Origin of the sequence: Mycobacterium sp. IS-1742, assembly GCF_001500125.1 — a bacterium.
Taxonomy (GTDB): domain Bacteria; phylum Actinomycetota; class Actinomycetes; order Mycobacteriales; family Mycobacteriaceae; genus Mycobacterium.
Map to the genome: position 1 here is coordinate 59131 of NZ_LQIV01000013.1, position 12969 is coordinate 72099.

Annotated in this window: 12 protein-coding genes and 1 other RNA gene; 8 read left to right on the forward strand and 5 right to left on the reverse strand. The window is 70.3% G+C overall.

The window, feature by feature from the left end; all coding sequences use genetic code 11:
• Positions 1-15 precede the first annotated feature (15 nt).
• Positions 16-954: an NAD(P)/FAD-dependent oxidoreductase gene (locus tag AU196_RS10570; RefSeq protein WP_059095023.1), complete on the forward strand. Its 939-nt coding sequence runs from the start codon at positions 16-18 to the stop codon at positions 952-954.
• Complete coding sequence (locus tag AU196_RS10575) at positions 947-1564, forward strand: SAM-dependent methyltransferase (RefSeq protein ID WP_059095024.1); 618 nt, start codon at positions 947-949, stop codon at positions 1562-1564. The genes AU196_RS10570 and AU196_RS10575 overlap by 8 nt, the downstream gene beginning before the upstream one ends.
• Here AU196_RS10575 and AU196_RS10580 read toward each other — a convergent pair.
• The 3 genes from AU196_RS10580 to AU196_RS10590 form a co-directional block, all read right to left on the reverse strand.
• Positions 1542-2207: a dihydrofolate reductase family protein gene (locus tag AU196_RS10580; RefSeq protein WP_197415752.1), complete on the reverse strand. Its 666-nt coding sequence runs from the start codon at positions 2205-2207 to the stop codon at positions 1542-1544. The genes AU196_RS10575 and AU196_RS10580 overlap by 23 nt on opposite strands.
• 110 nt (positions 2208-2317) lie before the next feature.
• Positions 2318-2746, reverse strand: coding sequence for a VOC family protein (locus tag AU196_RS10585; RefSeq protein ID WP_082695671.1), 429 nt, complete (start codon positions 2744-2746; stop codon positions 2318-2320).
• Positions 2747-2756: 10 nt separating this feature from the next.
• Positions 2757-3209, reverse strand: a complete 453-nt coding sequence (locus tag AU196_RS10590) for a helix-turn-helix domain-containing protein (RefSeq protein ID WP_059095026.1) — start codon at positions 3207-3209, stop codon at positions 2757-2759.
• 29 nt (positions 3210-3238) lie between these two features.
• Between AU196_RS10590 and rnpB the strand changes: the two genes are divergently transcribed.
• Positions 3239-3642, forward strand: an RNA gene (gene rnpB / locus AU196_RS10795) — RNase P RNA component class A.
• 4 nt (positions 3643-3646) lie between these two features.
• Here the strand turns inward: rnpB and AU196_RS10595 are convergent.
• Positions 3647-5140, reverse strand: coding sequence for a CYTH and CHAD domain-containing protein (locus AU196_RS10595; RefSeq protein ID WP_059095069.1), 1494 nt, complete (start codon positions 5138-5140; stop codon positions 3647-3649).
• 85 nt (positions 5141-5225) lie between these two features.
• Here AU196_RS10595 and AU196_RS10600 point away from each other — a divergent pair, with 85 nt between their 5' ends.
• Positions 5226-6005 carry an enoyl-CoA hydratase/isomerase family protein gene (locus tag AU196_RS10600; protein WP_059095027.1) on the forward strand — a complete coding sequence of 260 codons (780 nt, stop codon included), beginning with the start codon at positions 5226-5228 and terminating at the stop codon, positions 6003-6005.
• Positions 6006-6008: 3 nt separating this feature from the next.
• Here AU196_RS10600 and panB read toward each other — a convergent pair whose 3' ends face one another.
• Positions 6009-6857 carry a 3-methyl-2-oxobutanoate hydroxymethyltransferase gene (gene panB / locus AU196_RS10605; RefSeq protein WP_059095028.1) on the reverse strand — a complete coding sequence of 283 codons (849 nt, stop codon included), beginning with the start codon at positions 6855-6857 and terminating at the stop codon, positions 6009-6011.
• Positions 6858-7011: 154 nt separating this feature from the next.
• Here panB and AU196_RS10610 point away from each other — a divergent pair, with 154 nt between their 5' ends.
• From AU196_RS10610 to glnA, 4 genes are all read left to right on the forward strand, one after another.
• On the forward strand, positions 7012-8403 hold the full coding sequence (locus tag AU196_RS10610) for a WS/DGAT/MGAT family O-acyltransferase (protein ID WP_059095029.1): 1392 nt from the start codon (positions 7012-7014) through the stop codon (positions 8401-8403).
• Positions 8404-8452: 49 nt separating this feature from the next.
• The gene (locus AU196_RS10615; protein WP_197415753.1) at positions 8453-9970 is read left to right on the forward strand and encodes an alpha/beta hydrolase; all 1518 of its coding nucleotides are present in this window, start codon (positions 8453-8455) and stop codon (positions 9968-9970) included.
• Between the two features lie 65 nt (positions 9971-10035).
• Complete coding sequence (locus tag AU196_RS10620) at positions 10036-11562, forward strand: alpha/beta hydrolase (protein ID WP_059095070.1); 1527 nt, start codon at positions 10036-10038, stop codon at positions 11560-11562.
• Positions 11563-11626: 64 nt separating this feature from the next.
• Complete coding sequence (gene glnA / locus AU196_RS10625) at positions 11627-12967, forward strand: type I glutamate--ammonia ligase (protein ID WP_059095031.1); 1341 nt, start codon at positions 11627-11629, stop codon at positions 12965-12967.
• Positions 12968-12969 lie beyond the last annotated feature (2 nt).

The following is a 12969-nucleotide window of genomic DNA, read 5'->3' on the forward strand; positions in this document are numbered from 1 at the left end:
CGGCAACCTCGACGCATGGACGAGGTCTGGGATTGTGTGATCGTCGGCGGCGGCGCCGCCGGGCTGAGCGCCGCACTGGTGCTGGGCCGGGCGCGCCGGCGCACCCTCGTGGTGGATGCCGGCGAACCGAGTAACGCTGTGGCGCACGGGATCGGTGGGCTGCTCGGCCACGACGGGCGGCGGCCCGCCGAGCTGTACGCCGCCGGCAGGAGCGAACTGGTGAAGTATCCGCAGGTGGAATTGCGGGCCGGGACGGTGACCGACGTGCGGCGCGGGGAGGTCTTCACCGTCGAACTGTCCGACGGCACCGTCGCGGCCGCGCGGCGCATCGTGCTCGCCACCGGCATGCGGTACCGCCTGCCCGAGATTCCCGGTCTGGCACCGCTGTGGGGCGACGCGGTGTTCCACTGCCCGTTCTGTCACGGCTGGGAGGTGCGTGACGCCCCGGTCGGCGTGTTGGCCGACGGCGCCCGTGCGGTGCACGCCGCGCTGCTCATGCGCGGCTGGACCGACGACATCGTGCTGCTCACCGGGGATCCCGGCGACGGGCGCGCGGTGCTGGAGGCTGCCGGCGTCCGGATCGACGGACGGCCGGTCGCCGAGGTGCGGGCCGCCGGAGACGGTCTGGAGGTCGTCTTCGCCGACGGCGCGGTGCTGAACCGCCGGGCCCTGATGGTGGCCGCATGGACGGATCAAAGATCCGCGCTGGCGGAACGGCTTGGTGTGCGGTTCGGTGACCCGAATCCGCTTTCGGCCGAGGCGGTCTGGGTCGACGAGTTCGGCCGGACGTCGGTGCCCGGGGTCTTCGCCGCGGGAGACGTCACGGTGCAGCTGCCCCAGGTGGCCGCGGCGGTCGCGGCCGGCTCGAAGGTGGCCGCGGCGGTGGTGCAGAGCCTGTTGGGAGACGAGTTCGGATTGCCGGTTCCGGCATGGAAGGAGGACGTGAGTGTCTGAGACGGTTGAGTTCTGGGAGCAGCACTACGGCGCGAAGAACCGGGTGTGGAGCGGCCGGGTCAACGCGCGGCTCGCGGAGATCGTCGAACCGCTGGCGCCGGGGCGCGCACTCGACCTGGGCTGCGGGGAGGGTGCGGACGCGATCTGGCTGGCCCGGCACGGATGGCAGGTGGTGGGCGTCGACGTGTCGCACACCGCGCTCGAGCGGGCCGCGCAGGACGCCGCGGTCGCCGGGGTCGCCGACCGCGTCCGGTTCGAGCAGCACGATCTCGCGGAGACCTTCCCCGAGGGGCGGTTCGGCCTGGTGTCGGCCCAGTTCTTCCACTCCCCGCTCGACGTGGACCGCACCGGGGCGCTGCGCCGCGCGGCCGACGCCGTGGCGGCCGATGGTCTGCTGCTGATCGTGGATCACGGGTCGACGCCGCCGTGGGGATGGAAGAACGGCCACGAACACCACCTCCCGTCCGCGGAGGAGACGCTGGCCGCGCTGTCGGCCGATCCGGCGGATTGGGAACGGCTTCGCGTGGAGGCCGTCGAACGGGAGGCGACGGGGCCGGAGGGTCAGGTGGCCACGATCTCGGACAACGTCATCCTGCTGCGGCGTCGCTGACCGGCCGCCAGAACAGGTGGTGGGTCACCCCGCTCGGGCTCGGTACGACCTCGTGGCAGTAGCGGTCCTCCAACTCCTCGGGTGACTGCCACAGGCGCGTTCCCCGCCCGATGCGCACGTCGGACACCGCGACGTGCAGCGTGTCCACGAGACCCGCGTCGAGGAACTGCCGGATCACGGTCGCCCCGCCGCCCAGCCGGACGTCGCGACCCTGCGCGGCTTCACGCGCCCGGGCCAGGACCGTCGCCGGGTCGCCGCCGACGAAGTGGAACGTGGTGTCCGATAACGTGAACGACGGGCGCGGATGGTGGGTCATGACGAACACGGGGGTGTGGAACGGCGGCTCGTCACCCCACCAGCCCTGCCATTCGTGGTCCTGCCACGGGCCGCGCTGGGGGCCGAATTTGTTGCGGCCCATGATTTCGGCGCCGATGTTGTGGGTGAAGTCGCGGGTGAAGTAGTCGTCGAGCCCGCGGCTACCGCCGGGGTCGGTGCGGTTGGGCCAGCTGGCCGTGGCGCCGGCCCATGCGAACATGTCCGCGGGGTCGGCATGGCCGAAGGGGCGGTCGAGGCTCTGGCCCTCACCGGCGCCGAAGCCGTCGCTGGAGACGCTGAAGTTCTGGACTCTCAGGAGTGGGGTCACGTCAGTCAGACTGGCAGAGGAGCTGGAATTCATCGCCCGACTGCACGGTTGTTGCACGCAAACATCGACAAGGCGGGTCAACAACCGTGCACTCGGCGAACCGTCGGTGCCTAGGTGACCGGCACGTCGGCGAGCTGCGTCAGCCGCACGCTGTTGCCCGACGGATCCCGGAATCCCGAGTCGATGCCGTACGGCATCTGATGCGGCGTCTCGGTGAACTCGACACCGCGGGCGGACAACTCCTCGTATGTGCGCCGGCAGTCATCGGTGGTCAGGAACACCGTTCCGGCGAAACCCTTCGCGGTCAGGTCGAGCACCTGCTGCCGGGTGGCGTCGTCCATCACGGGTGGGCCGGGGACGGCCATCAGGACGATCGAGACGTCGTCCTGTCCGGGCGGACCGACGGTCAGCCACCGAAAGGCACCCTCGGCCTCGGGCAGCGAAACATCCTGGCGCACTTCCATGCCGACCTTCGAGGTCCAGAATTCGAGCGCGGCTTGCTGGTCATGAACCCACAGATGGGCGGTTGCGATCTTCATGGGGCCGACGCTACGACCGGACGGGTGCCGCCGTCTTCTCCCCGTGTGCTGTTTTCACCCGGCTGTCGGCGGGCGGGCGGGTGTCGCGTTTGAGGATGCACGTCGGCACGCGGGCGTACGCGGCCGCCGGGGGCAGGCTGGCCCGGTAGGCCGCCGGCGGCAGACCGTAGACCCGGGCGAAGCTGGTGGTGAACGACCCGACGCTCTGCAGACCGACCATCGCGCACACGTCGGCCACCGAGCGGTCGGTGTGGCGCAGCAGCGCCGCGGCGCGTTCGAGCCGGCGGGTCTGCAGGTACTCGCGCGGCGACTCGCCGAAGGTGCGGGTGAACATGCGGCTGAAGTGCGCCCGGGACAGACCCGCGGCCGCAGCGAGGTCGTCGACGGTGATCGGCTCGGCGTACCGGGCGTCGACGAGGTCACGGGCCCGTTGCAGATAACGGGCCGGCGGCACCTGCGGCATGCATACAAGGGTACGGTGATCTGCGCGGACGAGTTGGCCGGGCGGCCGCGGACCGGAGACGGTTCGAGGAAAGTCCGGACTTCACAGAGCAGGGTGATTGCTAACGGCAATCCGAGGTGACTCGCGGGACAGTGCCACAGAAAACAGACCGCCACCGCCGAGCTTTCGGGCACTGCGGTGGTAAGGGTGAAACGGTGCGGTAAGAGCGCACCAGCATCCCGGGTGACCGGGGTGGCTCGGTAAACCCCACCCGAAGCAAGGCCAAGCAGGCCGCACCCGGTGCGGCTGCGCAGGCGCCCGAGGGCTGCTCGCCCGAGCCTGCGGGTAGGCCGCTCGAGGCACCCGGCAACGGAGTGTCCAGATGGATGGTCGCCGCCGCCCCGTCAGCAATGACGGAGCGGAACAGAATCCGGCTTACAGGCCAGCTCGTCCGCCCGTCATCCGCCCTTCTTGCCGGCCTTGCGCACGGCCTTGTCGAGCTTGCGCAGGGCGTCGTCGACCTGGGAGCGCGCCTGGTCGGCGGCCTCGCACTCCAACCGGTACAGCAACCCGTAGGTGAAGGCGTCCTCGCCGGCGGCATGGGCCGCCTCGGCCTCGTGGAGCAGATGCGTGCGGCTGACCACGCTGTCCTGGTGGTCGCCGAGCAGCGACTGGATCGCCTTCGCCCGTTCCGACACCTTGCCCTTGCCGGTGGCCGCGGCGGTGTAGCGAAGCCGTTTGGCGCCCTTGCGGATCCGGTGCAGCGCCTCGTCCCGTTCGGTGTCGACCGCCGCGGCGGCCTTCTTCGCCGCTTTGCGCACCCGCTTGTAGGCGGAGTCGATCGTGGTCGGCTGCGGCTTCTCACCGGAGTCCGTGGCCGGCGGTTCGGCGGCCACCAGTCCCTCGAGCGCGTCGAGCAGGCGGAAGTAGCGCTGCGAACGCATCGCGATCACCGACCTCCGCCACCCCGACTGGTAGCGCCGCCTGGCGCCTTCCACGAGCCGCTCCCGCACCGGTCCGCGCACCAGTTCGGGTTCCAGTCCGTCGAGCGCCTCGGCGTACCGTTCGGCGAGCACCTCGGCGTCGCGGGCCACCCCGAGTACGGCAGCGAGCTGGCGCAGTTCGTCGAGCACCCATGCGTCGTCGGAGATACCGAACACGCCCTCCGCGGACTGCAGCAGGCTGCGGATCTTGCGTGTCGTCACCCGCATCTGGTGCACCGAGTCCTCGACGTCGGCGCGCACCGCACGGTCCCACTCCACCAGCTGCTCGACCTGTTCGGCCACGGCCCGGTGCACCGGATCCTCGGTCCGCGTCTTCACCTCGTCGTCGGCCTGCCCGGTGTCGAGCACCCGGCCCAGCTTCGACCCGTGTCCGGCGGGTGAGGCCCCGGCGTCGAGCAGCCGGTTGGTCAACCGGTCGAGCAGCTTCGCGTCACCCTCGCCGGTGAGCTCCACCTCCCATTCGCGCCACCGCTGCTCCTCGCCGCCCTCGGCGGACGCCGTCACGTGGTCGTCGCAGAACTCGGCCACCGCGTCACCTTCCGACCCGTGCAGCAGGTCGACGGTTCGCCGCGTGCTGATCCTCGCGACGGGTGCGAGCGGACGGTCCCGGACGATCGCCAGCACCACATCGCGCAGGTCCTCGGGGACCTCGTGCTCGTCACCGTCGAGCGGCGCGCGGACCTCGGTGCGCGCGTCGGGCCCGGCGGGCAGTTTGAGGTGCCAGCCGGCGTCCGTCCCACCGGTGCGGCGCCGCAAGGTGATCCGGTGCGCGGCGAGGTCACGTCCGGGTGTGTCGAAGTAGACGGCGTCGAGTTGCTGGACGGGCAGCCGCTCCACGCGCGTGACCGCGCTGAGCCCGTCGAAGGACGGGGAGACGGTCTCGTCGACCACATCGAACTTCCGCTCCACCTCCGTGTACCGGGAGGTCTTGGGCGTCTTGGCTGCCATGTCCACCTTCGCTCGTCCGTGGGGGACACAAGCCTGCCACACCGAGGTGAACGAGCCGTGTGACGCCGATCGCTACAGTCCTCCTGTGAGCGAATACCAGGCAATCACGTTCGAGCAGTCGGGTCCGGTGACCCGGATCGTGTTGAACCGCCCGGAGGCGGCGAACGGCATGAACGACACCATGACCGCTGAACTGGCCGACGCCGCGGCCCGTTGCGACACCCCGGCCACCAAGGCCGTGGTGCTCACCGGGGCCGGCCGATTCTTCTGCGCCGGAGGCGATCTCAAGGCCTTCGCCGCGGCGCCGTCGAGGGGCCGCTTCATCAAGGGCGTCGCCGACGATCTGCACCGGGCGATCTCGACGTTCGCCCGGATGGACGCCGTTCTGGTCACCGCCGTCAACGGCGCCGCCGCGGGCGCCGGGTTCAGCATCGCCGTGGCCGGCGACCTGGTGCTCGCCGCCGAGTCGGCCTCGTTCACGATGGCCTACACCAAGGTCGGACTGAGCCCGGACGGCAGTGCGTCATATCACCTGCCGCGCCTGGTCGGCGTGCGCCGCGCACAGGAATTGATGCTGACCAACCGCACCCTGTCGGCCGCGGAGGCGCTCGACTGGGGCCTGGTCACCGACGTCGTACCCGACGCCGACCTGGGGGAGCGCGCGACCGCAACGGCCGAACGGTTGGCCGGCGGTTCGGCGCCGTCGCACGGTGCGGTCAAGACGCTGCTGCTGGCGTCACTGAAGAACGGTCTCGAAGAGCAGATGGAACTCGAGGGCCGACTCATCGCGCAGCGCGCCGACTCCGCCGACGGCATCGAAGGCGTCGACGCGTTCCTGGGTAAGCGCCGCGCGGAGTTCGCGTGACGTCTAGAAGCTGTGCTCCTCGGCCGGGAACGTCCCGGCCGCCACCTCGTCGGCGTATTGCGTTGCGGCGCGGCGCAGTTCGCCGCCGACATCGCCGAACCGCTTGACGAACTTCGCCGTCCGGCCCGCGGTCAGGCCGGCCATGTCCTGCCAGACCAGCACCTGCGCATCGCAGTTCGGCCCGGCGCCGATGCCGATGGTCGGGATGGTCAGCTTGCCGGTGATCTGGGTGGCCAGTTCAGCCGGCACCATCTCCATCACCACCGAGAACGCTCCGGCCTCCGCGACCGCGATCGCATCGGCGATGGTCTGGTCGGCGGCATCGCCACGGCCCTGGACCTTGAAGCCGCCCAGGCCGTTGACGCTCTGCGGGGTGAAACCGATGTGCGCCATCACCGGGATGCCCGCCGCGGACAGCGTCGCGATCTGCGCGGCGACGCGCTCGCCGCCTTCGAGTTTGACCGCGTGCGCCCCGGTCTCCTTGAGGAAGCGGGTGGCGGTCGCCAATGCCTGCGCCGGGCCGGATTCGTAACTGCCGAACGGCAGGTCGGCGACCACCAGCGCGTGGGGTGCGCCCCGTACGACGCCGCGCACCAACGGGATCAACTCGTCGATCGTGATCGGCACCGTGGTGTCGTAGCCGTAGACGACGTTGGCGGCCGAGTCGCCCACCAGCAGTACCGGGATCCCGGCGTCGTCGAACGCGCGGGCGGTCGAGAAGTCGTAGGCGGTGAGCATCGCCCACTTGTGGCCTTCGGCCTTCCACTTCTGCAGGTGGGTGGTGCGGACCTTGACCCGCGGCTTGGCGGTGGGCTGATCGCTCGCAGCGCCGTAGACAGTCTGCTCAGACATCGTTGTCCCTCGTGATGGTCGGGTCGATCCTCGAGGCCCGTCCGGGTCCCCGGGTTCGTCTGACGCACCAAGTCTGCCACTCCGGCACGCGGAGGTGAACACGGTGTTAAGTGGATTTGCTCACACCGTTGCCGCCGACACCTACGCTGGATGAATGCAACGGCTCAGCGGGCTCGACGCCAGCTTCCTCTACCTCGAAACCGCTCAGCAGCTCCTCCACGTGTGCTCGGTCCTCGAGCTCGACACCACGACGATGCCGGGCGGCTACACGTTCGCCGCGCTGCGCGGCGCGCTGGCCAAGCGCATCGAGTCGATGCCCCAGTTCCGCGAGAAGCTCGCCGACAGCCGGTTCAACCTCGACCACCCGGTGTGGGTGGAGGACAAGGACTTCGACATCGACCGGCACCTGCACCGCATCGGGTTGCCCGCACCGGGCGGCCGGGAGGAGCTGGCGGAGATCCTCGGCCACATCGCCTCCCAGCCGCTCGACCGTTCGCGGCCGCTGTGGGAGAAGTGGGTCGTCGAGGGCATCGACGGCACCGACGCCCGGGGTGGGGGGCCGCTCGTCGTGCTGACCAAGGTGCACCACGCCGCCGTCGACGGCGTCACCGGCGCCAGCCTGATGTCACAGCTGTGCAGCACCGAACCCGACGCCCCCGACCCCGAACCGGTCGCCGGGGTCGGCGGCGGCAACCAGTTGGAGATCGCGGTCAACGGCGCGGTCAGATTCGCCACCCGCCCGCTCCGGTTGGCCAACGCGCTGCCCGCGACGGTGAACACCGTGCTCGACACCGTGAAGCGGGCGCGCGCGGGATTGTCGATGGCCCCACCCTTCGTGGCGCCGCAGACGCCGTTCAACGCCAACGTCACCAGCCACCGCAACATCGCGTTCGCTCAGCTCGAGCTCGACGACGTCAAAGCGGTCAAGAACCACTTCGGCGTCAAGCTCAACGACGTGGTGATGGCGCTGGTCTCCGGCGTGCTGCGCAAGTTCCTGCAGGATCGGGGCCAGTTGCCCGACAGCACGCTGATCGCCGCGGTGCCGGTGTCGGTGCATGACAAATCCGACCGGCCCGGCCGCAACCAGGTGTCGGCGATGTTCTCCCGTCTCGAGACCCACATCGAGGACCCGGTCGAACGGATCAAGGCCATCTCGGAAGCAAATTCCGTTGCCAAACAACACAACTCCGCGATCGGCGCCACCCTGCTGCAGGACTGGACGACGTTCGCGGCGCCCGCGGTGTTCGGGACGGCGATGCGCGTCTACGCTGCCAGCCGGCTGTCCGGCGCGCGCCCGGTGCTCAACCTGGTGGTGTCGAACGTGCCCGGCCCCCAGGTGCCGCTGTACTACCTCGGCAGTGAGGTCAAGGCGATGTACCCGATGGGGCCGATCTTCCACGGCTCCGGGCTCAACATCACGGTGATGTCGCTCAACGGCAAACTCGACGTAGGAATCGTGTCGTGCCCGGAGTTGCTGCCCGACCTGTGGAAGCTGGCCGACGACTTCGGCCCGGCGCTGCGGGAGCTGCTCGACGCGACCCGGTGAAACCGCCGCTCGCCAGGGCCGGCGGTGGTTCATGGCAGCATGTGGTGCCATGAGGCTTCGGATCGGGGTCGCGGCGACCGTCATCGCACTGCCGCTCGTCGCGGGGTGCAGCAACCTGGTCGACGGTCGCGCGGTCGTCGCGGTCCCGCGGCCGGGGACACCGATCCAGTGGGCGCCGTGTCAGGCAGGCGCACCGTCGGACGAATCGCGCATCCCGGCCGGTGCGGAATGCGGTCTGCTGTCGGTGCCGGTCGATTACGCGCGGCCCGACGGCGACGTGGCGCGGTTGGCGATGATCCGGTTCAAGGCAACCGGCGACAAGATCGGCTCGATGGTGATCAACCCCGGCGGGCCGGGGGAGTCGGGTGTCGAGGCCGCCGCGTCGATGTTGTCGACGGTGCCGCAGTCGGTGCGGGAGCGTTTCGACGTCGTCGGGTTCGACCCGCGCGGCGTCGCGTCGTCGACGCCCGCGGTCTGGTGCAACTCCGACGCCGACAATGACCGGATCCGCGCCGACCCGCAGGTCGACTACACCCCGGAGGGTGTCGAGCACATCGAGAGTGAGACGAAGGCGTTCATCGAGCGCTGCGTCGACAAGTCGGGCAAGGACTTCCTGGCCAACATCGGCACCGTCAACGTCGCCAAGGACCTCGACGCGATCCGGGCCGCGCTCGGCGACGAGAAGTTGACCTACCTGGGCTACTCCTACGGCACCCGGATCGGCGCGGCCTACGCCGAGCAGTTCCCGGAGAACGTGCGGGCGATGATCCTCGACGGCGCCGTCGACCCCAACGCCGACCCGCTGCAGGCCGACATCCGGCAGGCCGCCGCGTTCCAGACCGCGTTCAACGACTACGCCGCCGACTGCGCGAAGCGGCCGGACTGTCCGCTGGGCACCGATCCGGCCAAGGCCGTCGAGGTCTACAAGAGCCTGGTCGACCCGCTGGTCGAATCGCCGGCGGAGACCGACGACCCCCGCGGCCTGAGCTACAGCGACGCCATCGTCGGCACCATCCAGACGCTGTACTCGCCGAGCCTGTGGCGCTACCTCACCCAGGGGCTCACCGAGCTGGAAGCCGGGCGCGGTGACACGATGCTGGCGCTTGCCGACCTCTACATGCGCCGAGATGCCCAGGGCCACTACAACAATTCGACCGATGCCCGGGTCGCGGTCAACTGTGTCGACCGGCCGCCGGTGACCGACCGCGACAAGATCGTCGACCAGGACCGCAAGCTGCGCGAGGTCGCGCCGTTCATGAGCTACGGCGACTTCACCGGACACGCCCCGCTGAGCACGTGCGCGTTCTGGCCCGTCCCCCCGACCAGCGAGCCGCACGAACTCGACGTCGACGGGCTTCCGCCGGTGCTGGTCGTGTCCACCACCAACGACCCGGCCACCCCGTACCAGGCCGGCGTCGACCTCGCCCGCCAACTCGGCGGCACCATGCTGACCTTCGAGGGCACCCAGCACACCGTGGTGTTCCAGGGCAACGCCTGCGTCGACGAGATCGCCGCCCGGTACCTGATCGACGTCGTGGTCCCGCCGCCGGACACCCGGTGCCGCTGACCGGCGATCACAGCCCGGTCACCGTTTGCCTGCGGGCGACCCTTCAGCCCACCGGCCGTGCGACCATGATCGCCATGTGGCGGGTAGGGCGGGGCGCGATGCTGGCTGCGTTGGCGCTCGTCGTCGCGGGCGTCGTCGCGGGCCCGGTGTCCGCCACCCCGGAGGGCGACGCCACCCAGCGCTTCGGTCAGCCGCCGGTGTGGGGGACGTGCCAGCAGTGGGTCGACGCGGCGCGGATCCCCACCGCCCAGTGCGGGACCGTGTCGGTCCCGGTGAACTACGACCGGCCCGACGGCCCCCAGGCCCAGCTCGCGGTGATCCGGATACCGGCCACCGGCGACCGCATCGGCGCGTTGATGGTCAATCCCGGCGGGCCGGGCGCCTCCGCGGTGGACACCGTCCGGGGGATGGGCGCCGCGCTCGCCGACACCGAGATCGGCAGGCGCTTCGACCTGGTGGGCTTCGACCCGCGCGGCGTCGGGCACTCCACGCCGCAGCTGCGCTGCCGCACCGACGCCGAGTTCGACGCCTACCGCCGCGAACCGATGGTCGACTACAGCCCCGCGGGGGTCGCCCAGATCGAGGGAATCCACCGACGGCTCGCCCAGCAGTGCCTGGACCGGATGGGCGCCGACTTCCTGGCCAACGTGGGCACCGCGAACGCCGCGCGCGACATGGACGTGGTGCGGGCGGCGCTCGGGGAGAACCAGCTCAACTATCTCGGCTTCTCCTACGGCACCGAACTCGGCTCCGCCTACGCCGAGCGTTTCCCGGACCGGGTGCGCGCGATGGTGCTCGACGGCGCCGTCGACCCCAGCCTCGACCCGATCGACGAATCGGCCGCGCAGCAGGCCGGATTCCAGCGCGCCTTCGACGGTTACGCGGCCGACTGCGCCAAGGCGGCGGGCTGCCCGCTGGGCACCGACCCCACCCAGTTCGTGGCCCGCTACCACCAACTGGTCGATCCGCTGGTGTCTCGTCCGGCCGCCACCGCCGACCCGCGCGGGCTCAGCTACCAGGATGCGATCACCGGTACCGGCAACGCGCTGTACAGCCCGCGGTTCTGGCCGTATCTGACCAGCGGGCTGCTCGGCCTGCAGCGCGGCACCGATCCCGGCGACCTGCTGACGCTTGCCGACGAGTACCAGCGCCGGGACGCCGCGGGCCACTACGCCAACCGCCAGGACGCCTTCATGGCGATCCGCTGTGTGGACGCGCCGTATCCGACCGATCCGGCCGCGTGGGTGCAGGCCGACCGCCGGTTCCGCGAGGCGGCGCCGTTCCTGTCCTACGGGCAGTTCACCGGTTACGCGCCCCGCGATGTGTGCGCGCTGTGGCCGGTTCCGGCCACCTCGGCGCCGCGGCGGGCCGTCGGCCCGGGCCCCGGCAAGGTCGTGGTCGTGTCCACCACCGGCGACCCGGCCACCCCGTACGAGGCCGGCGTCGCGCTGGCCCGGCAGATGGGCGCGTCGCTGATCTCGTTCGAGGGCAAGCAGCACACCGTGGTCTTCAACGGCGATGCCTGCGTCGATACCGCGGTGGTGCGGTTCCTGGTCGACGGGGTCGTACCGCCGAACGGTGTGCGGTGCTAGCCGGGAATCCACTCGGAGCAGCGCCGTAACACAGAATTAACAGCTGGAACCTACGCTCGCGGTCATGGATCGCCAGAAGGAATTCGTGCTCCGCACGCTGGAGGAACGCGACATCCGCTTCGTCCGGCTGTGGTTCACGGACGTCCTCGGTTACCTCAAGTCCGTGGCGATCGCGCCCGCGGAACTCGAGGGCGCCTTCGAGGAGGGCATCGGCTTCGACGGCTCGTCGATCGAGGGCTTCGCGCGCGTCTCCGAAGCCGATATGGTCGCCCGCCCCGATCCGTCCACCTTCCAGGTGCTGCCCTGGGCCGACGGCTCGGGCAAGCACCACTCGGCCCGGATGTTCTGCGACATCACGATGCCCGACGGTTCGCCGTCGTGGGCCGACTCGCGCCACGTGCTGCGCCGTCAGCTCGGCAAGGCCAGCGACCTCGGGTTCTCCTGCTACGTGCACCCCGAGATCGAGTTCTTCCTCCTCAAGCCCGGCCCGAACGACGGCACTCCGCCCGTTCCGGCCGACAACGGCGGGTACTTCGACCAGGCCGTGCACGATTCGGCTCCGAACTTCCGCAGGCACGCCATCGACGCGCTCGAGCAGATGGGCATCTCGGTCGAGTTCAGCCACCACGAGGGCGCACCCGGCCAGCAGGAGATCGACCTGCGCTACGCCGACGCCCTGTCGATGGCCGACAACGTGATGACGTTCCGCTACGTCGTCAAGGAGGTCGCGCTCGGCGACGGTGTGCGGGCCTCGTTCATGCCCAAACCGTTCGCCGAGTATCCCGGGTCGGCGATGCACACCCACATGAGCCTGTTCGAGGGCGACACCAACGCCTTCCACAGCCCCGATGACCCGCTGCAGCTGTCCGACGTCGCCAAGTCGTTCATCGCGGGCATCCTCGAGCACGCCTGCGAGATCAGCGCCGTCACCAACCAGTGGGTGAACTCCTACAAGCGTCTGGTGCACGGCGGTGAGGCGCCCACAGCGGCGTCCTGGGGCGCGGCCAACCGCTCGGCGCTCGTGCGGGTGCCGATGTACACCCCGCGCAAGGCGTCGTCGCGCCGCGTCGAGGTGCGCAGCCCTGATTCGGCGTGCAACCCGTACCTGACGTTCGCGGTGCTGTTGGCCGCCGGGCTGCGCGGGGTCGAGAAGGGCTATGTGCTCGCACCGCAGGCCGAGGACAACGTGTGGAGCCTGACGCCCGAGGAGCGCCGCGCCATGGGCTACAAGGAGCTGCCCAGCAGCCTCGGCGTCGCGCTCGGCGAGATGGAGAACTCCGAATTGGTCGCCGAGGCGTTGGGGGAGCACGTCTTCGACTACTTCCTGCGCAACAAGCGCGCGGAGTGGGAGACCTACCGCAGCCACGTCACGCCGTACGAGTTGCAGGCCTACCTGTCGCTGTGACC

Coding starts and splice junctions, on each gene's coding strand:
- AU196_RS10570 (WP_059095023.1), top strand. CDS start 16: ATGGACGAGGTCTGGGATTGTGTGATCGTCGGCGGCGGCGCCGCCGGG.
- AU196_RS10610 (WP_059095029.1), top strand. CDS start 7,012: ATGCAACGGCTCAGCGGGCTCGACGCCAGCTTCCTCTACCTCGAAACC.
- AU196_RS10590 (WP_059095026.1), bottom strand. CDS start 3,209: ATGCCGCAGGTGCCGCCGGCCCGTTATCTGCAACGGGCCCGTGACCTC.
- glnA (WP_059095031.1), top strand. CDS start 11,627: ATGGATCGCCAGAAGGAATTCGTGCTCCGCACGCTGGAGGAACGCGAC.
- panB (WP_059095028.1), bottom strand. CDS start 6,857: ATGTCTGAGCAGACTGTCTACGGCGCTGCGAGCGATCAGCCCACCGCC.
- AU196_RS10620 (WP_059095070.1), top strand. CDS start 10,036: ATGATCGCCATGTGGCGGGTAGGGCGGGGCGCGATGCTGGCTGCGTTG.
- AU196_RS10585 (WP_082695671.1), bottom strand. CDS start 2,746: ATGAAGATCGCAACCGCCCATCTGTGGGTTCATGACCAGCAAGCCGCG.
- AU196_RS10595 (WP_059095069.1), bottom strand. CDS start 5,140: ATGGCAGCCAAGACGCCCAAGACCTCCCGGTACACGGAGGTGGAGCGG.
- AU196_RS10615 (WP_197415753.1), top strand. CDS start 8,453: ATGAGGCTTCGGATCGGGGTCGCGGCGACCGTCATCGCACTGCCGCTC.